Raw genomic sequence first — 24818 nt, forward strand, 5'->3', positions numbered from 1 at the left:
AGCGAAATGGCGAACCGCTCTATCCCTTTGTTTTTATGCAATTCCGGGCGGAAAACCGCTCACTCTTTTCCTTAATTGCTCTGGGGCCAAGGTCTTAGCAGGGCGCCGTTGAAAATCGGCCAAGAGACAGGGTAAGCGAACCGCCAAACGGAAGCGTTAACAAAAGCTTACGGCCGGAAGCCGGCAAACCGATTCAGCGTGTTGAAGTCCTGATTCAGGCGCGCTGCGCCTGCACGCCATGGCCGAGCGTCGCGAAGACCGTGCGCACGATGCCCGCCGAATCCAGGCCGGCATCGGCATACATCTTTTCGGGTTTGGCGTGGTCGGTGAAGACGTCCGGCAAGACCAGCGGGCGCACCTTGAGGCCGCTTTCCAAGAGGCCTTGATGGGCAAGGAAATGCAGGACTTGGGCAGCGAAGCCGCCGATGGCGCCCTCCTCCACGGTCACCAGCACCTCATGCGAACGGGCGAGGCGCCGGATCAGATCCTCGTCCAGCGGCTTGGCGAAGCGGGCGTCGGCGACGGTGGTGGAAAGGCCCGCGGCGCCGAGTTCCTCGGCCGCCAGCAGGCAGTCCTGCAGCCGCGCGCCGAAGGAAAGCAGCGCGACCTTGGTACCCTCTTTCAAGACACGGCCCTTGCCGATCTCGAGCACCGAGCCGCGCTCCGGCATGTCGACGCCGACGCCGTTGCCGCGCGGATACCGGAAGGCGATCGGACCGTCATCATAGGACGCCGCCGTGCGCACCATATGGCGAAGCTCCGCCTCGTCGGCCGCGGCCATGACGACGAAGCCCGGCAGCGTCGCGAGGAAGGTCGTGTCGAAGGCGCCGCAATGGGTGGCGCCGTCAGCGCCGACGAAGCCGGCGCGGTCGATGGGAAAACGCACCGGCAGCTTCTGGATCGCCACGTCGTGCACGACCTGGTCGTAGGCGCGCTGCAGGAAGGTCGAATAGATAGCGGCGAAAGGCTTGTAGCCTTCGGTGGCGAGGCCCGCGGCAAAGGTCACCGCGTGCTGCTCGGCGATGCCGACATCGAAGGTGCGGGACGGAAACACCTCGCCGAACAGGTCGAGGCCGGTGCCGCTCGGCATGGCGGCGGTGATGGCGACGATGCGCTCGTCCTCGCGCGCTTCCTGGATCAGGCTCTCGGCGAAGACCTTGGTGTAGGCGGGCGCGTTGGCCGGCGCCTTGGCCTGCGCGCCGGTGATGACGTCGAACTTGTTGACGCCGTGATATTTGTCGGCCGCGGCCTCCGCAGGCGCGTAGCCCTTGCCCTTCTGGGTCACGACATGGATCAGCACCGGGCCCTTGCCGTTGTCGCGCACATTCTTCAGCACCGGGATCAGATGCTCCAGATTGTGCCCGTCGATCGGGCCGATGTGGTAGAAGCCGAGCTCCTCGAACAGGGTGCCGCCGGTGACATAGCCGCGCGCATGCTCGACGGCGCGGGTGATGGCGCGGTCGGCGCGCTTGCCGAGATAGGATGTCAGCTTCTTGCCGAAATCGCGTAAGCCTAGATAGGCCTTGCCGGAGGCAAGCCTGGCCAGATAGGCGCTCATGGCGCCGGTCGGTGGCGCGATCGACATGTCGTTGTCGTTGAGAATGACGATGAGGCGAGCATCGAGCGCGCCGGCATTGTTCAGCGCCTCGAAAGCCATGCCGGCCGACATCGAGCCGTCGCCGATGACGGAAATGACATTGTTGCGGCCACCCGACAGGTCGCGTCCCATGGCCATGCCGAGACCGGCCGAAATCGAGGTCGAGGAATGTGCGGCGCCGAATGGGTCGTATTCGCTCTCGGCCCGCCGGGTGAAACCGGAAAGGCCGCCTTCCTGGCGCAGCGTGCGGATGCGGTCGCGGCGGCCGGTCAGGATCTTGTGCGGATAGGCCTGGTGGCCGACGTCCCAGATCAGCCGGTCGTCCGGCGTGTTGAAGACATAATGCAGCGCAACCGTCAGCTCGACCACGCCGAGACCGGCGCCAAGGTGGCCGCCGGTCTGCGAAACGGCGTCGATCAGCTCGGCGCGGAGTTCGGCGGCAAGCTGCGGCAATGCCCCTCATCGAGCTTCCGCAGGTCCGCCGGGATGCGGACCTTGTCGAGCAGCGGCGTGTCTGGCTTCACTCGGGCGCGTCCTGCCTCAATTGATCGAACACGGCGCTACCAGCAGATTGCGCCTTAATCATGCGCGGCATAGGCCGCCGCCGGGCGAATGTAAATGCGCGCCAGTGACGCGTGGCGCTGCTTGTTTTGGCAAGCCATCGAAAACGGCTGGAATTGGCGGAAGCCCCCCCAACGTCGTCATTCCAGGGCGAAGCAGGAGCGAAGCTCCGTCGCGGAGACCCTGGAATCCATGCCGTGACTCTGGCCGAAGAGCGCAGCGGAGCAGAATTCTGCACCGTTGCAACGCTTGGAAGTCACGGCATGGATCCTATGGTCTGCGCCGCGTCGCTTCGCTCCTTGCTCCGCCATAGGATGACGACGCAAGGGACGTTTCGGCCAATCGCCAAGGCATGCACCTAGAAACGCATATCCGAGCCGTTAAAAATTCTGTGTGCTCGAGAACTAACCCTCAGGCAGCGGGATAAACTCTTCCTCATCGCCAGGAACGATATCGAAGCGGCCAGTCTTCCATTCCTGTTTGGCCTGCTCGATGCGTTCCTTCGAGGACGAGACGAAATTCCACCAGATGTAGCGCTGGGAACCGAGCGAAGCGCCGCCGAACAGCATGAAATGCGCGCCGCGCTCGGAGGAGACGACGATCTCCTCGCCCGGCTTGAACACAAGGAGCCGCTCGGCCGGAAAAACATCGCCGGCGATCGAGACGTCGCCTTCCAGCGTGTAGATGGCGCGCTCTTCGGCATCGGCCGGAATTTGCACGCTGGCGCCCGCCGCCAGGCGCAGATCGGCATAAAGCGTGTCCGATGCGGTCGCGACCGGCGAGCGCAGGCCGGAGAATTCGCCGATGACGATGCGGCCGCTGACGCCCCCGGCATCGATCTCAGGCAAGCGGGCCACCGACGTGTTGGCGAACACCGGGGCAATCTCCTCCTTGCCGTCCGGCAGCGCCAGCCAGGTCTGCAGGCCGGAGACCGACATCGGCGCGCCGCGCAGTTCCTCCGGGGTGCGCTCGGAATGAACGATGCCGCGCCCGGCGGTCATCAAATTCACGTCGCCCGGCGCGATTACCATTTCGGTGCCGAGCGAATCCCGATGCCTGATCTTGCCGTCGAACAGATAGGTGACAGTGGAGAGCCCGATATGCGGGTGCGGGCGCACATCGAGCGCGTGGCCGGCGCGCAGGATGGCCGGGCCCATGCGATCAAAGAAGATGAACGGCCCGACCAGGCGGCGTTTTGCCGTCGGCAAGGCGCGGCGCACCGCGAAGCCGCCGATGTCCTTGGCGTTCGGGATGACCATCAGCTCGATCTGGTCGCAGGCGAAGGCATCGCCGGGCTCAGGGTCGTTTCCGGGAAAAAAGCTCATGATTATCCCTTAGGCGAAGCGCAACGCCGACCTGGCCTTCGCCTTGGCGGCCTCTTCCTCGCGATTGCGCGGTTCCTGGCTGGTTTCGAGCGAATCGATCAGTTCGCGCGCGGCGGCGGCGATCGCTTCCACGGCGTGATAGAAAGCATGCTCGTTGCGCTTGGACGGTTTCGTCGAGCCGCTCAGCTTACGCACGAATTGCAGCGCTGCATCATGCACCTCGTCATTGGTCGCCGGCGGCTCGAAATTGGCCAAGGTCTTGATGTTGCGGCACATGGCTTGAACTCCTTACCTGCTTGCTCTGCCCACCCAAACTATTCCGCATCGAGCGGCTCCGTTCCCACCGGCTTGCCGTCGCGCGACAGCCTGATCTTCTCAACCTTGTCCTCAGCCGCCTTGAGCAGTCGGTCGCAATGCGCCTTCAGCGCCTCGCCGCGCTCATAGATCTTGATCGACTGGTCGAGCGGGACGTCGCCGCGCTCCAGATCGTCGACGATCTTCTCCAGCGCGTCGAGCGCCTGTTCGAAGCTCATCGCCTTGACGTCCTCATTGCCTTCCACTGCCATACCCTATCCCTTCATCAGCCGCCCGACATGGGCGGCGACTGAAAATGCCAGTCCCTGCAGATCGTAGCCGCCTTCCAGCAGGCTGACGAGCCTGTTGGAGCTGTGGCGGCCGGCGCGTTCCATCAACTGGCCGGTCGCCCAGTCGAAATCGTCCTCGGTCAGATTGATCTCGGCCAGCGGATCGCGGTGATGCGCGTCGAAGCCGGCAGAAATGATGATCAGGTCCGGCGCGAACGCATCGATCGACGGCAGCACGCGCGACAGGAAGGCGTCGCGGAACATGTCGCTGCCGGTCCGCGGCGCGAGCGGCGCGTTGACGATGTTGCCGGCGCCGGTCTCGCTCTTCGCCCCGGTGCCCGGGTAAAGCGGCATCTGGTGGGTCGAGCAGTAGAGCACCGACGGGTCGTCCCAAAAGATGTCCTGCGTGCCGTTGCCATGATGGACGTCCCAATCGACGATGGCGACGCGCTCGGCCTGATGCTTCTTCTGCGCATAGCGGGCGGCGATGGCCGCCGTGTTGAACAGGCAGAAACCCATCGCCGTAGCCTTTTCGGCATGATGTCCCGGCGGGCGGGCGGCGACGAAGACATTTGAGGCGCGGCCCTCGAAGACGTCGTCGACCGCCGCGTTGGCCGCGCCGATCGCCGTCACCGCGGCCTGCCAGCTTTTCGGGCTGGCGCTGGTGTCGGCATCGATCGAGACGATGCCGGTCCGGGGGATCGCCGCACGCACGCGCTCGACGAAAGTCTCGGGGTGCGCATAGACGATGGTTTTCTCATCGCCTTCCGGCGCCTTGACGCGGTCGAGCGCCGAAAACGCCTCGTCGTCCAGCACGCGCTCGATGGCGCGCAGGCGGTCAGGCCGCTCGGGGTGGCCGGGCGGCGTGAGGTGTTCGAGGAAGATTGGGTGCGTGTAGAGACGGGTGGCCATGGCGCCTAATCTAGGCACCCGCGGCCGTAATGACCATGTTTGAAAAGCCGAATGGCTGGGGAAATTGCGCCAGCCCATGTCGTCCGCGCCATTGGCGGGTGCCGAACTTCGCGGTAAGGTCGTCCCGCTGCCTGGTGCCCGCGACGCGGGAGAATCGGGAACACGGTTTTATTCCGTGGCGTGCCCAACGCTGTGAGGGGGACCGCGCCGGCAAATGCCACTGTCGATGACGGGAAGGCGCCGGAGCGGGACGATCCCGAGCCAGAAGACCGGCCCGGCAGACATGGTTTTCCGCTTGGTCAGGCGGGGGACTGCTTGTCGCAAGGGGAAAAGCGATGACGGCAGCAGCGATCGCCGCGTGTGGCGACGACTTTGACCAATTGGCGCGCGACGCGGTGTACCGGGCGATGTTCACCAGGCGCGACGTGCGCAGCCATTTTGTCCCCGACAATCTGGATGACTGTGTGCTGGCGCGGCTTCTCACCGCCGCGCACCATGCGCCGTCTGTTGGCTACATGCAGCCGTGGAATTTCATCGTCATCCGTGATGCCGAGCGGCGCAGACAGGTGCGCGACCTGTTCCTCGCCGCGCGCGAGCAGGAACTGCCGGCGATCGAGGCGGAACGGCAGGCGCTCTACCGGAAGCTGAAACTCGAAGGCATCTGCGAAAGCGCGCTCAATCTCTGCATCACCTGCGACCGGCAGCGGTCGAAGGACTCACCGCTCGGGCGCTGGCACAATCCGGAGATGGATCTCTACAGCACCGTCTGCGCGGTGCAGAATTTCTGGCTGGCGGCACGCGCCGAGGGCGTCGGCGTCGGCTGGGTGAGCATCATCGAGACGGAGGCGCTGAAGAAGCTTCTGTCGATCCCCGAGCATGTCACGCCGATCGCCTATCTCTGCGTCGGCCGCGTCTCGGCATTCGCGCCGAAGCCGGACCTCGAAGCGCATGGCTGGGGCAAGCGCCTGCCGCTGCCCGAGTTGGTGATGAGCGAGACGTTTCGCGGCGCCGGCGAGGCGCCGCTCAAATCGGCGATTGCAAGGCTAGGTCGCCAGCAGTGATCAAGCGGCCCGGGGCGTATCCCAGCGCGAGCCGCCGAAGGAGCCCAGCGCCTTGTCGCGCAGCTCCCTGAATTTGGACGACGCCTCGGCGAGGCGGTTGTCCCATTCTGGATTGGGCACTTGGCCTTCGATGGTCTCGAAATACACCTGCATCAGCGAGGCGATGGCGAAGGGCTCGATGAAGGCCGCCTTGAAGGCCCAGGCAAAGACGATGGCCAGCACGAAGGCCCAGCCGGCAAGCTGTCCGGGCATGACCCAGAGGATCGCGGCGGCAGGCGCCAGCATCAACAGGAAAATCACGAAAGAAACGCCCCACATGATCGCAGCCAGCCAGACGGCGTTCTTGACCATGTGCTTGCCGTTCTGGGCGTACAGCACGACGCCTTGCCGGGCCGTCTCGAAGGGCGAGTTCGAATTGATGCGGATGTTGTAGCCGAGTATGATTTCGTCGACATAGGTCAGAGACAGGCGGATCACCGTGTTGATGAAGCTGACTAGGCCGCTCAGGCCCGGAATGGGCAGGAAGGCGGCAACGCCGCCGATCAGGCCGGTGATGGCGCGGATGGCGCCCTTGACCAGCTGGTCCACGACGAAAAGGATGTTGGCCTCGGCGAAACGCTGGCTGACCACTTCCTTGGCATAGGCGATCTGGCCCTGGCCGTCGGGCACGTCATGGCCGTCGATCAGATGTACCATGACGGCGATATGGCCGGCTTTCAGCACATAAAGGATGTATTCGCGGATCCAGTAGACGGCGATCGACACAATGCCGAAGCCGACCACGCCACCCCACAGCGCAAAGGACATCGGTCCATCCGGATCGGTCGAGATATGACCGACACCGTAGCCGACGCTGGCGCCCGTGCCGGTCGCCATGATGTAGGCGACTGTGATGCCGAAATAGACGATCATGCGAAAGACGATGAACGGCCATGTCCGCATCATGATGGACACAGACCGGCCAATGCTGAAGTCCCACATGGCCCCGACTCTCCACGCCCCAAGAGATGGCGCAGGAGGATGCGCTCGCCCCATAGATTGTCAATCGCGGCAGGGTTGCACCGGCCCGAAACCGGTGCACAACGCGGTGGCTTGGTTACCCAAGCGTGCCTCAGGGCTTTTGGCGTAAGCCTTCGAGCAGTTGCTTGAAGGCGGCGATCGCCTTCTTCGAGGTGGCTTCCGGATCATTCGAATTGGCGATGCGCTGCGCGGCCTGGCTGCTGGCACCATTGATCAGCCGCGAGGTTGTCTCAGGGTCGACATCGGTGACGACCACGCCCTCTTCCTGCAGCTTCGTCAGGTGGTCGGTCATCGAGGCGATGCAAGCGCTGGCATTCGGCCACTGCGCCGGGTCACCGAGCACCGCCGGGCCGTCGCGGAACATGATGCGCTGGATTTCCGGCTCCAGCGCCATCTCGATATAGGTGGTGCACTCGTCGACGAAATGCTGCCAGCGCGTCGGCGCCCTCGAGGCCACCTCGTTGACGCGCAAGGCCATTTCGCGGTCGATCTCGGCGATCACGGCCTGCAGCAGCCCCTTCTTGTCGCCGAAATGATGGTAGAGCGCGCCGCGCGTGAGGCCGGCCGACGCGGTGAAATTGTCCATCGAGGACTCGGCATAGCCGACCGTGCCGAAGGCGTGGCGGGCGGCCGCGATCAGCTTGGCGCGCGTCTCGGCGATCATCTCCTTGCGCGGTCTGTGCATGGCTCTGGCCCTATTCACATACGCTTCGTATGCCAATTTACATACGCGGCGTATGAACTATCTCACATTCATACGCAACGTATGTAATTGTGGTATGCACCCTTGTCGAGGAGCAGGATCATGCGAAACCCCTATGCGGACATCTTTCGGGCTCCTGGCACGAAAGGCTTCGCCACAGCCGCCTTCGTCGCGCGCTTGCCGATCGCCATGGCACCGATCGGCATCGTGGCGATGCTGTCGCAGACGCATGGCGAATATTGGCTGGCCGGCGCCGTCTCGGCCACCTATGCGCTGGTCAACGCTTTTCTTTCGCCGCAGGTATCGCGGCTGATGGACCGCCGCGGCCAGACGACGATCGCAGCACCCATGACGCTTGTCTCGGCGCTTGCCTTCGCGACATTGATTATCGCGGCCAACCGGCACTGGCCGGCTTGGACCTTGTTCGGTTCGGCCCTGCTCGCCGCCGCCATGCCCAGCATCCCGGCGCTGGTCAGGGCGCGCTGGACCGAGATCTTTCACGATCGGCCGGAGTTGAACACCGCCTTCGCCTTCGAATCGGCCGCCGACGAGCTGGTCTATGTCGCAGGCGCCTCACTGTCGGTGGGGTTGAGCGCAGCGCTGTTTCCCGAAGCCGGCATGGTCGTCAGCACACTGCTGCTTGCGCTGGGCTCGGCGGCATTCCTGCTGCAGCGCTCTTCCGAACCACCCATCCGCCCGGCCGAACATGGCGCGACCGGTTCGGCGATCCGCCTGCGCGCGGTCCAGATTATCACCTTCGCGCTGATCTTCGTCGGCGCGACCTTCGCCACCACGGAAGTCACCACCGTCGCTATCACCAAGGCGCTCGGCCAGCCCGAGGCGGCGAGCCTTGTCATCGGCGTCTATGCGCTGGGATCCTTCGTGGTTGGAATCATCGTCGGCGCGCTCAGCCTGAAGGCGCCGCTGCAGCGGCAACTGGCGCTCGCGGTCACCGTGATCGCGCTCACCACTTTGCCGTTGCTTTTCGTCGACACCGTGCCGACGCTGGCGCTGGCGGTCTTCGTCAGCGGCGTCGCGATCTCGCCGACCTTCATCACCGCCTTCGGCCTGATCGAGCGCCACGTGCCGGCCGCGATGCTCACCGAGGGCGTCACCTGGGTGACGACCGGCATCGGCATCGGCATGGCGCTGGGCTCCTTCGCCGCCGGCTGGATGGTCGACACTTTCGGTCCACAGAACGGATTTTGGGTCTCGGTGGCTGCAGGCGCGATCGCACTGGTCACCGTGCTTGCTGGCCAATGCCGGCTGGCCACGGACGATTGCGATGTGGACAGAGGCGAAGCGGTGGCGCCTGCGGAGTGACGGTTATTTGGCCGACGTTGCGGTTAGCCCGAGACCTACGCGACGTCGTCATCCACGGGCGAAGCGACGCGCAGCCGAGCGGAGACCCGAGGATCCTTTCCGTGACCTTGATCGTAGGACGCTACGGAGCGGAATTCTGCACTGTCGCAACGCGTGAAAGTCACGGAATGGATCCTCGGGTCTGCGCGCGTCGCTTCGCTCCTTGCTCCGCCCGTGGATGACGACGTCGGATAGGTTTCGGCCAATCGCCTGCGTTGCGGAGGGTTCGGCCAAGCGCCCATGTCCGGGAGGCTTCGGTCGGTCAGCAACGCTGGCAGGCTGCCATAGACCTTCGGCGTCAACCCTGACGAACTACAGAATCTCGGTCTTGGCGATGTGGATGCCAAAGCCCTCGAGGCCGACATAGTGGCGCTCGCGCGAGGCGATCAGGTTGATCGAGGAGATGCCGAGATCCTTGAGGATCTGGGCGCCGAGGCCGATCTCGCGCCACTCGTTCTCGCGGCGGCGAGCCTCTTCGTGATCTTCGCGGTCGCCGCTTAGCGGCCGCTTGCGCTCCTGATGGGCGACGCCGACCGAGCCTTCGCGCAGATAGACGATGACACCGCGCCGGCGCTCGCCCATCGCCTTCATGATGCCGTCGAGCCGGTGGCTGGTGCCGAAGACATCGGTCACGACATCCTCCGGATGCAGGCGCACCGGGACCTCCTCACCGTCGCGGATGTCGCCGAAGACGACCGCCAGGTGGTGCATGGAATCCCATGGCAGCGTGTAGGTGAAGGCCTGCGCCTTGCCGCCGGGCGTTTCGATGTCGGAACAGGCGACGCGCTGGACCAGCGTTTCCTTACGCTGGCGGTAGGCGATGAGGTCGGCCACCGACACCTGCTTCAGGCCATGCTCCTCGGCGAAAGCCTGAACTTGCGGGCCGCGCTTGACCGTGCCGTCGTCATTGACCAGCTCGGAGATGACGCCGACCGGCGGCAGTCCGGCGAGCTTGCAGAGGTCGACCGCGGCCTCCGTATGGCCGGAACGCATCAGAACGCCGCCTTCGCGCGCGATCAGCGGGAAGATGTGGCCGGGGCGAACGAAATCCGACGGGCCGACATTGCCGTTGGCGAGGTTGCGCACGGTCAGCGTGCGGTCGTCGGCGGAGATGCCTGTCGTCGTGCCATGCTTGAAATCGACGCTGACGGTGAAGGCGGTGGTGTGGGCGGAATCGTTGTCCGCCACCATCGGCGCCAGATTCAGGCGCCTTGCGTCCTCTCGCAGCATGGGCGTGCAGACGATGCCGGAGGTGTTGCGCACGATGAAGGCCATCTTCTCCGGCGTGCAGTGCACGGCGGCGACGATCAGGTCGCCCTCGTTCTCGCGTCCGTCATCGTCCATGACGACAACGATCTCGCCGCGCTCGAAGGCGCGGATCGCTTCGACGATCTTCTTCTGGTCGTAAGGCATAAGTGCTCGCTTCGCTCGCAGGGGAGTAGGGCAGTAAGGGAGTAGGGAAAAGGAAAAAGTTTGGCGGGCTGCGGGCGGCAGCATTAACCTACTGCCCTACTGCCCTACTGCCCTACTGCCTTACTCCCCTCCCTTCCCCGTTTGTCCTCTGTGCCGCAGATAATGATCGGCGATGGCGCAGGCAACCATGGCTTCGCCGATCGGCACGGCGCGGATGCCGACGCAGGGGTCGTGGCGGCCCTTGGTCATCACCTCGACATCCTTGCCGTCCTTGTCGATCGATTTGCGCGGCGTCAGGATCGACGAGGTCGGCTTGACGGCGAAGCGGGCGACGATCGGCTGTCCGGTCGAGATGCCGCCCAATATGCCGCCGGCATTGTTGGATAAAAACACCGGCTTGCCGTCATTGCCCATGCGCATCTCGTCGGCGTTCTGTTCGCCGGTGATGCGGGCCGCCTCGAAGCCATTGCCGATCTCGACGCCTTTGACGGCGTTGATCGACATCAGGCCGGATGCGATGTCCTGGTCGAGCTTGGCATATATCGGCGCGCCGAGGCCGGGCGGCACGCCATCGGCGACGATCTCGATCACCGCGCCGACCGAGGAGCCGGCCTTGCGGATGCCGTCGAGATAGGCGGTGAAGACCGGGACCGAGGCCGGATCCGGGGTGAAGAACGGGTTTTCGGCGTCGCCGACGAAATTCCAGTTCCAGTTGGCTCGATCGATGGACTTTTCGCCCATCGCGACCAGCGCGCCGCGCACCGTCATGCCGGGCACAACCCTGCGCGCCAGCGCGCCGGCCGCGACCCGCGCCGCCGTCTCGCGCGCCGAAGAGCGGCCGCCGCCGCGATGGTCGCGCAACCCGTATTTGACATCGTAGGTGTAGTCGGCATGGCCCGGCCGGTATTGGCGGGCGATCTCGCCATAGTCCTTGGAGCGCTGGTCGACATTCTCGATCAGCATCGACACAGGCGTGCCGGTGGTGATCATCGTCTCGTCATCCTCGTCGAGGATGAAGCCCGACAGGATCTTGACCTCGTCCGGCTCGCGGCGCTGGGTTACGAAGCGCGACTGCCCCGGGCGGCGGCGGTCGAGCTCGGCCTGGATGTCATCGCGCTTGAAGCGAATTCCGGGCGGGCAGCCGTCGACAACGCAGCCGAGCGCGGCGCCATGGCTTTCACCCCAGGTGGTGACGCGGAAGAGATGGCCGAATGTGTTGTGAGACATGAAAAACGCCCTGCCGGTGAGGAAATCCGGTTACGGCTGCCTTCTATTGGCGTTTTCCACGGTGGTCAAACGGCTGCATCAAACTGTGATCTGGCGGATTTAGTTTTGACACATTCGGTTGGTTTCTGCTCTCTTCCCATCCGCCGTTGAGGACCCGCCGCTGACCAGCCGGCGCAATGACCAAAGAGGACGACGATGCGTACCCTGATTGGCGCCGCCTGCGCCATGCTCATGATTTCCACCGCCGCCGCGTTTGCCGGCCAGACCGAAGGCCTGATCAAGAAGGTTGATAAGGACACGCTGACGCTGACGCTTGACGACGGAAAGGCCTACAAGCTTAACGCCGAGACCGACATCGACTCGCTGAAGCCGGGCATGGACATCGTCATCGCCTATGACGTGAGCAATGGCGAGAATGTCGTCACCGATATGCAGTTGCCCGACAGCGACCAGAACTAACTTTTCCGGCCAGGGGCTTGAACGCCTAAGCTTCGTCATTCCAGGGCAAAGCAAGGAGCGCAGCGACGCGCAGACCCTGGAATCCATGCCGTTATGTCAGAGCTTTGCAGCGGTGCAGAACGACCTTTTCTGCACCGTTTTTACTATTCGGCGAATGTCACGGCATGGATCCATGGGTCCTCGCTCCGCTTCGCGTCGCTGCGCCCAAGGATGACGACTTTCACGGCCGCACCCGGACCTATAACCACTCCAAACTCCGGCCCTCCAGCCGGAGCAGGCGGTCCTGCGGGATCTCCAGAGCGGCCGCGTCGTTCTTGGATATGCCTTCGACGAAGCGGAAAAGGCAGCGCATGACGCCGCCATGCGTGACGCATACCGTCTGCCGGTCAAGCGCATCGAACCAAGGCTTCACCCGTTCGAGCAGCATCTCGTAGCTTTCCGCGCCCTCGCCGGGCGGCTGGAAATCCCATTTGGCGGCGCGGCGGCCACGCGTGGATCCAGGATGCCGGGCCTCGAGCTCCCGAAACGTAAAACCCTGCCATTCGCCGAAACTCAATTCCACCAGACGCGGCTCCGTCCGGTAGGCGAGCGGGTCGAGCCCCATTGCCGCGCGCATCAGTTCCATGGTTTCGCATGTGCGCCGCATCGGACTTGCGACAAAGTCGAAATCCTCACCCTTGCCGATCAACGCGGCCAGGCGCCGTCCGTTGGCAGTCGCCTGCTGGCGTCCAAGCTCATTGATGTCGGTGTCGGCCTGACCCTGCAGGCGACGCTGGGTATTCCACTCGGTCTGGCCGTGGCGCGCGATGTAGACGAGCGGGTACATCAGGTCTTCCAAGGTCGGACGCTATTTGCTTTTGCAAGCATTCCGGACGGAAAACCGCTTCGCACTTTTCCTGGAATTGCTTGGACGCTTGATAGGCGGAGCGGATTAGTCCTTGACGGTCGAGATATCCGGCGCGTCGACCGCCTTCATGCCGACGACATGGTAGCCGGAATCGACGTGATGGACCTCGCCGGTCACGCCGCGCGACAGGTCGGATAGGAAATAGACGCCGGAATCGCCGACCTCTTCCTGTGTCACCGTCTGCTTCAGCGGCGAATTGTACTCGTTCCACTTCAGGATGTAGCGGAAATCGCCGATACCGGAGGCAGCGAGCGTCTTGATCGGCCCGGCCGAGATCGCGTTGACGCGGATCTTCTTGGCGCCGAGATCGACGGCGAGATAGCGCACGCTCGCTTCCAGCGCCGCCTTGGCGACGCCCATGACGTTGTAATGCGGCATCACCTTCTCGGCGCCGTAATAGGTCAGCGTCAAAAGCGAGCCGCCATCGGTCATCAGCGGCTCGGCGCGCTTGGCGATGGTGGTGAAGGAAAACACCGAGATGTCCATTGTGCGCAGGAAATTGTCGCGCGTCGTCTCGACATAGCGGCCGGTGAGCTCGTCCTTGTCGGAGAAGGCGATGGCATGGACAAGGAAGTCGAGCTTGCCCCAATGCTCGGCGATGTCGGCGAAAACGGCATCAAGGCTTTCCGGGTCGGTGACGTCGCAATGGCCGGCGACATGCGCGTTGAGCTCGGCCGCCAGCGGCTCGACGCGCTTCTTGAAGGCCTCGCCCTGATAGGTCAGCGCGATTTCGGCGCCGTGATCGACGCAAGCCTTGGCGATGCCGAAAGCGATCGACCGATTGTTGGCGACGCCCAGGATCAGGCCCCGCTTACCGGCCATCAGGCCCTGTCCACCTGCCATGTGCAAGCTCTCCGCAAGAATATCTGCTTTGTGGAGAGCCCTATCGCACAGGCACAGAGCCCCTTCAAGCGCTCAAAAGACACTGTAACGGGAACAAGATTCCCTCGATCAGCCTTTTTGGCGGCGCATCAGGGCCTCAAGCTCGGCATCGCCGCCCTCCGGCAGCATCAGCCGGACATGGGCATAGAGATCGCCGTGACCGCCGGCCTTTTCCGGCAAGCCCCGGCCTTTCAGCCGCAGCACCTTGTCCGAGCTCGACCATGCCGGTACGTTGACCGCGAGCTTGCCGGTCGGCGTCTCGACCGCCACCTTGGCGCCGAGCACGGCGTCGGCCAGATCGACAGGCAGATCCACATGCAGGTCGCGGCCCTCGATGCGGTAGCGCGGGTGGCGGCGGATGTGGATCTTGACCAGCGCGTCGCCCGGCTGTCCAGGCCCCTGCTCGCCCTGGCCCTTCAGGCGGATCGTCTGGCCGTCCTCGACATAGGAGGGCAGCTTGACCGCGACCTTGCGGCCGTCCGGGAACATCGCCGTCACCTTATCGGCCGTGGCCGCCTCCTCGACGCTGATGTCCATGGTGACGTTGAGGTCGGCCGCCTGCACCGGCTGGCGGCGATCGCCTGTTCCGGCTCCCCTTGGGCCGGCGCCGCGGGCGCCGGAAAAGGCATCGCCGAAGATCTGGCTGAAGATGTCGCTGTTGCCGTCGAACGGATCGCCGCCCGGACGCCCGGTGCGGAATTCGAAATGCGCGCCGCCCGGGCCCTGCTGGCGGCGGAAGCCGGCGAACGGGTCGCCGCCGGCCGCGCCTTCAAAGCCCTGGAATTTCGGCTTGCCCTCGGCGTCGATCTCGCCGCGATCGTAGGCGGCGCGCGTCTTCTCGTCGCCGACGATCTCGTAAGCCTGGTTGGCGGCGGCAAAACGGTCCTTCGCCTTCGGATCATTCGGATTCTGGTCCGGATGATGCTTCTTGGCGAGCTTGCGGTAGGCCGATTTTATGTCCTTGGCCGATGCGTTCTTGGCAACGCCCAGCACCTCATAGGGGTCGCGCATGCTTCCTGCCTGCTAGAGAGATTGGAATTGTGGTCGCCCCCTATATGCGCTCGCATAGGAAGAAATTCCAGTGGCGCAAGGGCAATTAGCGCCCGAAAATCAGGGGCCCAAAATCAGAGCGGTTTGAACTCCTGCATGCGCCAGCCGCCGGCTTCGGCCAGGCACAGCTCGCCCTTGTAGAGGGCGACGCCATCGAAGCTCTCGCGCGTGGCGCTGAAGCGGCGGCAGGTCAGACCGCCGTCCTTCAGCTCGACCAGCTCGGTGATCGCGCCGCGCGAGCCGGTGGCGGCATTGGCCCAAGGCACCGTCTGGCCGCCAAGCTCCTTGATGTCGGCGGAAGAAACGGCGTTGCCGATGGTGGTCTGGTCGGAGTCCTGGTCGGAGATAGCCGGCGCGGTTGGCGAGGACGGCGCGCTGGCGGTGATGATCGAGCGGTCGACCTCGGCCTTTTGCAGGCTGAACCCGCCGGCGCCGCAGGCGGCAAGGGGAAGCGCCAAGGTCAGCAGCGCAGCCTTGGCACTGGCCGAAGCGATAACGCTCCATTGCCCGCTGTCAAAAGCTTGCGCGATACGCGACAATCGGCGAACTCCTCCCGCAATGTTAAAAATTTGGAAAACTATGAACGAAACCGAGTTAACAAGCAGTGACTTCACCGAAGCGGCGGAGCCGTTCCGGCTCTTTGCCGTATGGCTGGAGGACGCCACGAAGAGCGAGCCCAATGATCCCAATGGGGTCGCGCTGGCAACCGTCGACGCCGACGGCATGCCGGATGTGCGGATGGTGCTGCTCAAAGGGTTCGACGAAAAAGGCTTTGTCTTCTACACGAATTTCGAGAGCGCCAAGGGCCGCGAGATTCTTGGCAGCATGAAGGCGGCGATGTGCTTCCACTGGAAGTCGCTGCGCCGCCAGGTGCGGGTGCGCGGGCCGGTGGAGATCGTCAGCGACGCCGAGGCCGACGCCTATTACGCGACACGGCCGCGCGGCAGCCGCATCGGCGCCTGGGCGTCGAAACAGTCGCGGCCGCTGGAGAGCCGCTTCGCGCTGGAGAAGGCGGTGGCCGAATACACGGCGCGCTATGCCATCGGCGAGATCCCGCGGCCAAAACATTGGTCGGGCTTCCGCATCGTGCCGCAGACGATAGAGTTCTGGCACGACAGACCGTTCCGGCTGCATGACCGTGTCGTGTTTTCACGCAACGCCGCCGGCGGCTGGGACAAGACCAGGCTTTATCCCTGAGGGCGGGCGACGCGTTCAGCTCTTCTTGCGCGTCATGAAAGCGGTCAGCGCGGCGCGGGCCTCTTCGGAGGTCAGCCGCTCGCGAAAATGCTCGGCTTCGACCTTGATGCGGGCGATGAGCGCTTCGCGCGGCTCGCGCATCAGGTCGCGCGCGATCTTCAGCGCCTGCGGCGGCTTGGCGGCGATGCCCTTGGCGGCGGCCAGCACCGTGCCTTCCAACGCCTCTTCGGCGACGACGTCGTAGATCAGGCCGGCGGCCTTGGCGCGCTCGGCCGAAAAGCCCTCGCCGAGGCCGAGCAGCGCGAAGGCGCCCTGCCGTCCCAGCAGTTGCGGCGCGATCAGGCTGGAGCCGGCTTCCGGCACCAGGCCGAGATCGACGAAGGGCGTGCGGAACAGCGTGCGCGGCGTGGCGAAGGTCAGGTCGCAATGCAGATTGAGCGTGGTGCCGATGCCGACGGCGATGCCGTCGACGCCGGACACCATCGGCTTCTGCGACATGGCCAGCGCCATCAGGAAATCCCATACCTCATTGCCACCCTCGCCGCCGGTGGCGATGACCAGGAAATCGGCGAGGTCGTTGCCGGAGGAAAAGGCGCCCGGAACGCCGAGGAAGACATGCACGCGGACCGCCGGATCGGCGTCGCCTTCGGTGAGCGCCGCCGACATTTTCGCGTACATGGCGCGCGTCAGCGCGTTCTTCTTGTCCGGGCGGTTGATGCGGATGATCTGCACGGCGCCCTGGCGCTCGACGAGGATATGGTCTGTCACGGTTGGTCCTTTGAGCGTCGGGGTGCTTAAGCGGAAATCAGTGCCTTGCCAGCGGCGACGAGGCTTTCGGCGCCGTCGATGACTCGCTCCTTCAAGGCGCGGGTCTCGCCGAGCAGGTTTTCGGCGAAGAAGCGGCAAAGCGCGATGCGGCTACGGTCTGCCAGGCCACCCTGCGCCAGATATGCGCCGCCGGCGGCGAGCGAGATCAGGCGCAGATAGGGCGTGGCGCCGGCCATCGCGGCGTCCGCCTTGCCGTCGGCAAGCAGTTTTTGCAGGAAGCGCGTCGCTTCGTCGAGATCGGCCAGCGCGCGGTCGAGATTGTCGGCGGTGCGGCCGAAGCCTTCGATGTTGGAGGTGCGCACGGCTTCCGCCACCGCTTTCAGTTCGCTGATGTAACCATGCACATGCTCGCCGCCGCCGAGCGGCAGCTTTCTCGAGACAAGGTCGATCGCCTGGATGCCGTTGGTGCCTTCATAGATCGGCGCGATGCGAGCGTCGCGATAAAGCGCGGCAGCGCCCGTCTCCTCGATGAAGCCCATGCCGCCATGCACCTGGACGCCCAGCGAGGCGACCTCGACGCCGACATCGGTGGAGAAGGCCTTTGCCAGCGGCGTCAGCAGGCTGGCGCGGTCATGCCATTTCGCTCCTGCCTCGCCCTCGCCGACGCGGGCGCGGTCGATGGCATGGGCGCAGGAATAGCTGATCGAGCGGGCGATCTGGGTCAGCGCCCGCATGGTGAGCAGATTGCGCTGCACGTCCGGGTGATGGACGATCGGCGCCATGCCGGAGCCCGCATAGGCGGAAGCCTTGCCCTGGCGGCGCTCATTGGCATAGGCGATCGCCTTCTGCGTCGCGGTCTCGGCCACCGCCACGCCCTGCATGCCGACGGCAAGGCGGGCGTTGTTCATCATCGTGAACATGCAGGCGAGCCCCTTGTTCTCCTCGCCGATCAGCCAGCCGATGGCGCCGGGCTTGGCGCCCTGGAAACCGTCGCCATAGATCATCGTGCAGGTCGGCGAAGCATGGATGCCGAGCTTGTGCTCGAGGCCGGAACAGAAGACGTCGTTGCGGGCGCCAAGCGAGCCATCGTCATTGACGAAGAATTTCGGCACCAGAAACAGCGAGATGCCGCGCGTGCCGGCCGGCGCGTCGGGTAACCTCGCCAGCACCAGATGCACGATGTTGTCGGTGAAATCGTGCTCGCCATAGGTGATGAAGATCTTCTGGCCGAAGATGCGGTAGGTGCCGTCGCCAACCGGCTCGGCGCGGGCGCGCAAGGCCGCGAGGTCCGAGCCCGCCTGCGGTTCGGTCAGGTTCATCGTGCCCATCGACTCGCCAGAGACGAGCTTTGCGAGATATTTGGCCTTGAGTTCCTCCGAGGCGTGTTTGTCGAGCGCCTCGACCGCGCCCATGGTCAGCGTCGGGCCGATGCCGAAGGCCATGGCCGCGGAGTTCCACATTTCGAGCGCGGCGACGCCGAGCATGGTCGGCAGGCCCTGGCCGCCGTACTCCTCCGGCCCCGACAGCGCGTTCCAGCCGCCTTCGATCCAGCGGCGGTAAAGCTGCTTCCAGCCTGGCGGCGTGGTGACGGCCGCATCCTTCAGCACCGCGCCATGCTCGTCGCCGACCTTGTAGAGCGGAGCCACCTCCTCGCGGGCGAAACGCCCCGCTTCGGCCAGGATCGCGTCGACCAAGTCCTCGCCGAGGTCACCGAAAATGCCGGCATCCAGCGCCGGCTTCAGCCCCGCCACGTGCTTGAGCGTAAAGGCGATGTCCTCGACCGGCGCGCGGTACATGTCTGCTCCTCCTCCGACCCAGCCAACCGTAACGCATGGCCGACGCGAAACCATGCGTCCATTTCGCACCTTCTTTTTACGTAAACGTCAAACTTTGTCACGCGGATTTTGCATAGGCGCCGCTATCCGCGGCGGAGCGGGAGCCAGCGCCCGATCCATTCAAGGTCCCGTCGCTGTTTAGGCGCTGATCGATCCTCAGCGTATGCTGCGGCCCACCGCCTGCAGCGCCAGGAAGGCTTCGTAGCGGCGGTCGTGCCAAGCGCGGATGTCACCGGACGCAGGTGTAAAAACCTCGCCAAGCCGGGACATGGCAGGCATGGCGCTCGATAGGTCAGGGTAATGCCCGGCCGCGACGGCACCGAGCATCGCGGCGCCCAACAGCACCGGCTCCGGCGACTGCGAGGCGGCGACCGGCAGGCCGGCGGCGTCGGCGAGCAGCTGGCGCGCCAGCGGCGACTGCCCGGCGCCCCCGCTGATGACGATGGTGTCGACGGCAAGGCCGGACGACGCCATCGCCGCAACGATCTGGCGCACGCCGTAGCCCAGACCGCAAAGCCCGGCCACGTAGAGGCCGACGAGACTGTCGACGGAGCGGTCGGTGCCGAGCCCCGCTATCAGGCCGCGCGCGTCCGGATCGGCCAAGGGGGAGCGGTTGCCGAGGAATTCGGGCACGACATGGATGCTTCCCGCGAGCTTGGCGGCCGCCGACAGGTCGGGCGAAGCCGCCGCGGCGGCCGCGGCCAGCCAGTCGACCAGCGATTTGCCTTCCGCCGCGGCGCGCACGGAAGCCTCGGCTTGCGCCGGGTGAAAATGCACCAGGAGATCGATGGCCGCGCCGGCGGCCGACTGGCCGCCCTCGCTCAGCCAGAACCCAGGCACCATGGCGGAGAAGTAGGGCCCCCAGACTCCGGGCACGAAGCCCGGATCTTGGCTGCTCGCCATGGTGCAGGCCGAGGTGCCCAGCACATAGGCCATGCGCGAGGAAATGGTGCCGGCATCGCCGGCAGCACCCACCGTGCCGACACCGCCTGCATGGGCATCGATCTGCCCGGCGGCGACGACCGTGCCCGCGACCAGCCCCAGCTCGGCCGCGGCCTTCTCCGTCAGGCCGGCGCCCACCGCCGTGCCTGGGTCGACCACTTCGGTGCCGATACGGGCAAATCTCTCATCCGCAAGCTCGCCGAGCCCTACGGAATGAAAATAGCTGTCGTCCCAGCGCCGCTCATGGCCGAGATAGGTCCATTTACAGGCAAGGGTGCAGACCGAACGGGCGAGGCTGCCGGTGGCGCGCCAGGTCAGGTAATCGGCAAGGTCGAAGAAATGCCGCGCTTTGGTAAAAGTCGCGGGCAGGTTTTCCTTCAGCCACAAAAGCTTCGGCGTTTCCATCTCTGGTGAGATGACGCCCCCGACATAGTCGAGGACGGGATGGTGGCCGGCATTGATGCGCCTGGTCTGATCCAGGGCGCGATGGTCCATCCAGACGATGATGTTTCGATCGCTGTCTCCGGAACGGCCCACGGGCAGCGGCTCGCCATCGTCGCCGACCACCACCAGGGAACAGGTCGCGTCGAAGCCAATACCGCCGATCTCCCTGGGATCGACGCCCGTCTTCGCGACCGCCTCGCGTACGCTGGCGCATACCGCCTGCCAGATGTCGCGGCTGGACTGCTCGGCGATCTCGCCAGGCTCGACGAAGAGCGCGATGTCGCGCTTGGCCGAAGCGAGCAACTCGCCGCGCTCGTCGAAGACGCCGGCGCGCGCGCTGCCGGTGCCTACATCGATGCCGAGGAAGTGGGAAGGCATTGGGGAACCTCAGAAGCGGGGGAGTAGGGGAGTAGGGGAGTAGGGGAGTAGGGGAGTAGGAAGATTGTCAGTCGTGAGCAGTCGATCGCAAGGGCAGAGGTCTTTTTACCTGCTCCCCTACTCCCCTACTCCCCTACTCCTACTCACTACAAATCATTGCTCTGCGGCAGGATCACCAGATCCCGGATGGTGATGTTTCTCGGCCGCGTCAGCATGAACAGGACGGCTTCCGCGACCTCGACAGGCTGCATCAGCCCGCCGGCCGCCAGCTCGTCCTCAAGCTTTTGCTTCGGCCAATCGCTGATCAGCGCCGTCACCACCGGGCCGGGCGCCACGGCGCCGACGCGCAGGCCGTGCTTGGCGACCTGACGGCGCAGCGTGTGGACGAAGGCCTGGATGGCGTGCTTGGAGGCCGTGTAGACCGGCTCCCAGACGACGGGCACCAGCCCGGCGATCGAGCTGGTGACGATGATGTCGCCAGTCTTGCGTCCGACCATGTGTGGCAGCACCGCATGCACCGAACGGAACACCGAGTTGATGTTGAGATTCAGCATGCGGTCCCAGGCATCCGGATCACCGTTGAGGATCTCGCCGCCGACATAGGAGCCGGCATTTGCGTGGAAAATGTCTAGCTGGCCGGCCTTGTCGAGGATGCCGGGCAGCATGGTCGCCACGCTGGCGGGGGTGGTGAGGTCGATCACCAGTGGGATCGCGCCGTCGCCGAACTCGGCGACGACCTCCTTCAGCCGGTCCTCGGCGCGGTCGACCAGCACGACGCGGGCGCCGGCGGCAAGCATCGCCCTGGCGCATTCGAGGCCGATGCCCGATGCCGCGCCGGTGACCGCGGCGACTTTTCCCGAAAGATCTTGAGCCATGTGTACCCTTCTCGTTTGAACGGATCAGGCGCGGCCGTGCGAGGCACGGGAACGGCGCGCGAGGGAGTCGACGATCACGGCGATGGCCAGAACGGCACCGGTGATCATGTATCGAAGCGACGAGGACAGATCGAGCAGCGTCAGCCCGCTGGCGATCGACTGGATGACGATGATGCCGAGCAGCGCGGAATAGGCGCTGCCGCGGCCGCCGAACAGGCTGGTGCCGCCGATGACCGCGGCCGCGATGGCGTTCAAATTGACGTCGCCGGTGCCGGCCTGCTGGCTGGCGGAAGCGAGCCGGGCGGCTGCAAGCACGCCGCCCAGCGCGGCGAACAGCGAGCACAGGGCGAAGGCGCTGAGATAGATGGCGCGCACCTTGATGCCGGCACGCCGTGCCGCCTCGCGGTTGCCGCCGACGGCGGTCATCGAACGCCCCCATTTGGTCCGGGTCAGCGCATAGTTCATCGCCACGACTAGGCCAGCGAAGAGGCCGAACATCCACGGGATGCCGCGCGACTGGTTGAGGTACGCGACGATCAGCTCGAGGCTGATCGTTATGGCGGCGACGCGCAGGACGAGCCCGGCCACGGACGGCGTCGACAGATTGGCCGCGCGTCGGCGCGCGAAGGTGCGAAGCCCGCTGACCAGCATCGCCAAACCCGGGATCGCGGCAAGCGTGTGCGAGACCCATTTCGGCATCACCATCAGCTGGCCGAAATCACCAGGGGCGAGCCATAGGGCAGGTTGATCGAGCCGGTGGAGCCGAGGATGTAGAGCTGCATGCCCAGCACCGCGAGCAGGCCGGCCAGCGTCGAAACGAAGCTCGGCATGCCGAGGCGGTTGAACAGCAAGGCATAGAGCGAGCCGATCAGGGCGCCGAAGGCCAGCGCGGCCAGGATCGCCAGCGCGACCGGCCAGCCCTGGTTGACCCACAGCGTGCCGACCATCGCCGAGGCGAAGCCGCTGATGGAGCCGACCGACAGGTCGATCTCGCCGACCATCAGCACGCAGACGATGCCGAGCGCGATCACACCGACGGTCGAGCAATCGAACAGGAGATTGACCAGATTGCTGCTCGAAACGAACACCGGGTTGAGGCTGGTGAAGACCGTCCAGATCACTAGTAGACCGACGATGACCGGCAGCGAGCCGAGGTCGCCGCTGCGCACGCGGTCGAGAAAGGCGCGGACCGCCCCGCCAATGCCGGCCTCATGCTTGACGCGCGCATCGGCGCGGTCGAGCGCCAGAGGAGCCGAATTGCCTTGCTCCGTCATGGGCGCTGCTCCCCCGCCTGTGCGCTGTGATCGCGTTCCATACGCAGGCGCTCGGCGCGCCGCGACACCGCGTTGTTGGACGCGCCGGTGATGGCGCTGACCAGATCCTGGTTCGAGGCGTCGGGTTCGAAGACGCCGTTGTTGCGCCCGAGCCTCAGCACCACGATGCGGTCGGCGACGGCGCGGACATCCTCCATGTTGTGGCTGATCATGACGACGCCGAGACCGCGCGCGCGGACGCGGTCAATGAGGTTGAGTACTTCCGCCGTCTGCGCGACGCCAAGGGCGGCGGTCGGCTCGTCGAGCAGGATGAGTTTCGGCTCGAGCAGCAGCGAGCGCGCTATGGCGACCGTCTGGCGCTGGCCGCCGGACAGCGAGGCGACCGCTTCACGCACGCTTGGAATGCGCGCCGACAATTCGTTGAGCAGCGTCCAGGCGCGCATCTCCATCGCCACCTCGTCCAGCCGAAGCGGGCTGAGCTCGTTGCCGAGGAAAATGTTGGCGACGACATCGAGGTTCTCGCAAAGCGCGAGGTCCTGGAACACCGTGGCGATGCCGAGCGTCAGCGCCGCGCGCGGGTCGGGCAGCGTGACCGGCCGACCCCGGAAATTGATCGTTCCCGAGCTCGGCTGATGCACGCCGGCCAGAATCTTGACCAGTGTCGACTTGCCGGCGCCGTTGTCGCCGACCAGGGCGACGACCTCGCCTGCATGGACGTCGAAGTCGATATCGGTCAGCGCCGAGACGGCGCCGAAATTCTTCGATATGCCGCGCAGGCTGAGCACCAGCTCGCCGACGGATGCCGACCCTTCAGGACTTTCGCTCATGCGCCGCCTTTCTTGACAGTCGTTGCCTGGCATCCGGCCGCCCATGGGCGGCCGGATGCCACTTGATCAGTTGGTGATGCCGAGCTTCTTGCAGCCTTCGGCATAGCGGTCGACGCAGAGCTCGGCCGCCGTGTTGATCTTCTTGTCGATGATCTCGGCCTTGAGGTTCTCCTGCGTCACCACCGCTGGCGTGAAGAGCTGCGAGGGCGTGTCGTAGAGCGTCATCTCGGCCTTCGGCGTCTCGCCCGACAGGAGCTTGACGGCGACGTTGGCCGCGGCGGCCGCGACAATCTCGCTCGGCTTGGAGATGGTGTTGTACTGATCACCGGCGATGATCAGTTGCAGAGCCGCGATCGTCGCGTCGTTGCCGGTCACCGGCGGAACCGGATCGACGCCGGCCGCCTTGAAGGCCGCGATCGCGCCGCCGCCGGTGCCGTCATTGGCGGCGACCACGCCGAGGATCTTGGCGCCGAAGCGCGTGACTTGGCCGCTCGCCCATTGCTGGGCCTTCGGCGGCGCCCATTCCGGCGTGTCGAACTCGGCCAGGATCGGGTAGCCGCTGTTGTCGAGGCCTTCGTGGATGCCCTTCTTGATGAGACCGGCGGCCGCGTCGGTCGGCGAGCCGTTGATCTGCAGCAGGCCGCCATTGGCCGGGTCGACCTTGAGCGCCTTGAGATGCTCGACCAGCGAATCCGCGATCGCCTTGCCGATGCCTTCATTGTTGAAGGACACGTAGAAATCGGCGGGCGCCGTCGGAATGGGCCGGTCATAGGCGATCACCCTGACGCCCTGGCTCTGCGCCAGCTTGACCAGCGAGGCGGCGGCGGTGGAATCGACCGGATCGAGCACGATCGCTTTGGCGCCTTGCGAGATTACCGAATTGAACTGCTGCTGCTGGCGAGCCGCATCCGCATCGGCGTTCTGGTAGATCACCTTGCATCCGGGGCACAGTTTCTTCATCTCGGCGACGAAGCCCGGATAGTCGTGCTGCTCGTAGCGGGTCGATGCCTGGTCGGGCATCAGGAAGGCCACCGTGGCGTCGGTGACGGTGTCGGCGAAGGCTGCCGTGCTGCCGAGCAGCGAGACGGCGAAAACGGCCGCGATGGTCGATTTCAAGGCAAACGGCGATTTCCAAGCATGTCTGGTCATTCGAATGTCTCCCTTTCGAGAAATGGTTTCACGGGGCCTGCGCGGTGAACGGCGCGCCAGGCCTTG

General features: G+C 65.1%; 22 protein-coding genes, 2 pseudogenes and 1 riboswitch. Of the genes and pseudogenes, 4 read left to right on the forward strand and 20 right to left on the reverse strand.

The features are described from left to right. Positions 1–214: 214 nt before the first annotated feature. The 5 genes and pseudogenes from dxs to EJ072_RS03410 form a co-directional block, all read right to left on the reverse strand. Positions 215–2121: pseudogene (gene dxs, locus EJ072_RS03390) on the reverse strand (1-deoxy-D-xylulose-5-phosphate synthase). 441 nt (positions 2122–2562) lie between these two features. Beyond that, the gene (locus tag EJ072_RS03395; protein ID WP_126078568.1) at positions 2563–3483 is read right to left on the reverse strand and encodes a pirin family protein; all 921 of its coding nucleotides are present in this window, start codon (positions 3481–3483) and stop codon (positions 2563–2565) included. A gap of 9 nt (positions 3484–3492) precedes the next feature. Beyond that, a complete protein-coding gene (locus EJ072_RS03400; protein ID WP_042641736.1) occupies positions 3493–3759 on the reverse strand; it encodes a DUF2277 family protein in 267 nt (88 codons plus the stop codon). 38 nt (positions 3760–3797) lie between these two features. Continuing rightward, a complete protein-coding gene (locus tag EJ072_RS03405; protein WP_027164646.1) occupies positions 3798–4049 on the reverse strand; it encodes an exodeoxyribonuclease VII small subunit in 252 nt (83 codons plus the stop codon). Between the two features lie 3 nt (positions 4050–4052). Next, on the reverse strand, positions 4053–4979 hold the full coding sequence (locus tag EJ072_RS03410) for a histone deacetylase family protein (protein ID WP_126078569.1): 927 nt from the start codon (positions 4977–4979) through the stop codon (positions 4053–4055). A 115-nt stretch (positions 4980–5094) separates the two neighbouring features. Next, positions 5095–5272: riboswitch (cobalamin riboswitch) on the forward strand. Between the two features lie 42 nt (positions 5273–5314). On the opposite strand from EJ072_RS03410, the gene bluB reads away from it, so the two are divergent. Next, complete coding sequence (gene bluB, locus EJ072_RS03415; protein ID WP_126078570.1) at positions 5315–6040, forward strand: 5,6-dimethylbenzimidazole synthase; 726 nt, start codon at positions 5315–5317, stop codon at positions 6038–6040. On the opposite strand, the gene EJ072_RS03420 is transcribed toward bluB, so the two are convergent. Together EJ072_RS03420 and EJ072_RS03425 are read right to left on the reverse strand one after the other, a co-directional pair. Beyond that, a complete protein-coding gene (locus EJ072_RS03420; protein WP_126078571.1) occupies positions 6041–7021 on the reverse strand; it encodes a hypothetical protein in 981 nt (326 codons plus the stop codon). Positions 7022–7151: 130 nt separating this feature from the next. Then, positions 7152–7745, reverse strand: a complete 594-nt coding sequence (locus EJ072_RS03425; RefSeq protein WP_126078572.1) for a TetR/AcrR family transcriptional regulator — start codon at positions 7743–7745, stop codon at positions 7152–7154. Positions 7746–7865: 120 nt separating this feature from the next. Between EJ072_RS03425 and EJ072_RS03430 the strand changes: the two genes are divergently transcribed. After that, positions 7866–9086, forward strand: a complete 1221-nt coding sequence (locus tag EJ072_RS03430; RefSeq protein ID WP_126078573.1) for an MFS transporter — start codon at positions 7866–7868, stop codon at positions 9084–9086. 351 nt (positions 9087–9437) lie between these two features. Here the strand turns inward: EJ072_RS03430 and ribB are convergent, their stop codons facing one another. Further along, on the reverse strand, positions 9438–10538 hold the full coding sequence (gene ribB / locus EJ072_RS03435; RefSeq protein WP_126078574.1) for a 3,4-dihydroxy-2-butanone-4-phosphate synthase: 1101 nt from the start codon (positions 10536–10538) through the stop codon (positions 9438–9440). Positions 10539–10658: 120 nt separating this feature from the next. Beyond that, a complete protein-coding gene (gene aroC, locus EJ072_RS03440) occupies positions 10659–11765 on the reverse strand; it encodes a chorismate synthase (RefSeq protein WP_126078575.1) in 1107 nt (368 codons plus the stop codon). Positions 11766–11960: 195 nt separating this feature from the next. Between aroC and EJ072_RS03445 the strand changes: the two genes are divergently transcribed. After that, a complete protein-coding gene (locus EJ072_RS03445; RefSeq protein WP_042641719.1) occupies positions 11961–12224 on the forward strand; it encodes a DUF1344 domain-containing protein in 264 nt (87 codons plus the stop codon). Between the two features lie 238 nt (positions 12225–12462). On the opposite strand, the gene EJ072_RS03450 is transcribed toward EJ072_RS03445, so the two are convergent. From EJ072_RS03450 to EJ072_RS03465, 4 genes are all read right to left on the reverse strand, one after another. Next, positions 12463–13050, reverse strand: coding sequence for a histidine phosphatase family protein (locus tag EJ072_RS03450; protein ID WP_126078576.1), 588 nt, complete (start codon positions 13048–13050; stop codon positions 12463–12465). A 105-nt stretch (positions 13051–13155) separates the two neighbouring features. Continuing rightward, positions 13156–13974 (reverse strand): enoyl-ACP reductase FabI, encoded by an 819-nt coding sequence (gene fabI, locus EJ072_RS03455; RefSeq protein ID WP_126078577.1) that lies wholly within the window; start codon positions 13972–13974, stop codon positions 13156–13158. A 108-nt stretch (positions 13975–14082) separates the two neighbouring features. Further along, a complete protein-coding gene (locus EJ072_RS03460; protein WP_126078578.1) occupies positions 14083–15024 on the reverse strand; it encodes a J domain-containing protein in 942 nt (313 codons plus the stop codon). A gap of 113 nt (positions 15025–15137) precedes the next feature. Then, positions 15138–15602 carry an RT0821/Lpp0805 family surface protein gene (locus EJ072_RS03465; protein WP_126078579.1) on the reverse strand — a complete coding sequence of 155 codons (465 nt, stop codon included), beginning with the start codon at positions 15600–15602 and terminating at the stop codon, positions 15138–15140. A gap of 40 nt (positions 15603–15642) precedes the next feature. Between EJ072_RS03465 and pdxH the strand changes: the two genes are divergently transcribed. After that, positions 15643–16260 (forward strand): pyridoxamine 5'-phosphate oxidase, encoded by a 618-nt coding sequence (gene pdxH, locus EJ072_RS03470; protein WP_126078580.1) that lies wholly within the window; start codon positions 15643–15645, stop codon positions 16258–16260. A 15-nt stretch (positions 16261–16275) separates the two neighbouring features. Here the strand turns inward: pdxH and EJ072_RS03475 are convergent, their stop codons facing one another. The 7 genes and pseudogenes from EJ072_RS03475 to EJ072_RS03505 all read right to left on the reverse strand — a co-directional run bounded on the left by EJ072_RS03475 (position 16276) and on the right by EJ072_RS03505 (position 24752). Continuing rightward, positions 16276–17028: a crotonase/enoyl-CoA hydratase family protein gene (locus EJ072_RS03475; RefSeq protein ID WP_126078581.1), complete on the reverse strand. Its 753-nt coding sequence runs from the start codon at positions 17026–17028 to the stop codon at positions 16276–16278. 26 nt (positions 17029–17054) lie between these two features. Beyond that, positions 17055–18824 carry an acyl-CoA dehydrogenase family protein gene (locus tag EJ072_RS03480; RefSeq protein ID WP_126078582.1) on the reverse strand — a complete coding sequence of 590 codons (1770 nt, stop codon included), beginning with the start codon at positions 18822–18824 and terminating at the stop codon, positions 17055–17057. A 195-nt stretch (positions 18825–19019) separates the two neighbouring features. After that, positions 19020–20627, reverse strand: coding sequence for an FGGY-family carbohydrate kinase (locus EJ072_RS03485; RefSeq protein ID WP_126078583.1), 1608 nt, complete (start codon positions 20625–20627; stop codon positions 19020–19022). Positions 20628–20773: 146 nt separating this feature from the next. Beyond that, positions 20774–21502, reverse strand: a complete 729-nt coding sequence (locus EJ072_RS03490) for an SDR family oxidoreductase (protein WP_126078584.1) — start codon at positions 21500–21502, stop codon at positions 20774–20776. Positions 21503–21526: 24 nt separating this feature from the next. Next, positions 21527–22776 (reverse strand): annotated as a pseudogene (locus tag EJ072_RS03495) (sugar ABC transporter permease). Then, positions 22773–23603 (reverse strand): ATP-binding cassette domain-containing protein, encoded by an 831-nt coding sequence (locus EJ072_RS03500; protein ID WP_126078585.1) that lies wholly within the window; start codon positions 23601–23603, stop codon positions 22773–22775. The pseudogene EJ072_RS03495 and the gene EJ072_RS03500 overlap by 4 nt, the downstream one beginning before the upstream one ends. Positions 23604–23669: 66 nt before the next feature. Continuing rightward, complete coding sequence (locus EJ072_RS03505; protein ID WP_126078586.1) at positions 23670–24752, reverse strand: sugar ABC transporter substrate-binding protein; 1083 nt, start codon at positions 24750–24752, stop codon at positions 23670–23672. Between the last annotated feature and the right edge of the window lie 66 nt (positions 24753–24818).

The organism is Mesorhizobium sp. M2A.F.Ca.ET.046.03.2.1 (assembly GCF_003952425.1).
GTDB lineage: Bacteria > Pseudomonadota > Alphaproteobacteria > Rhizobiales > Rhizobiaceae > Mesorhizobium.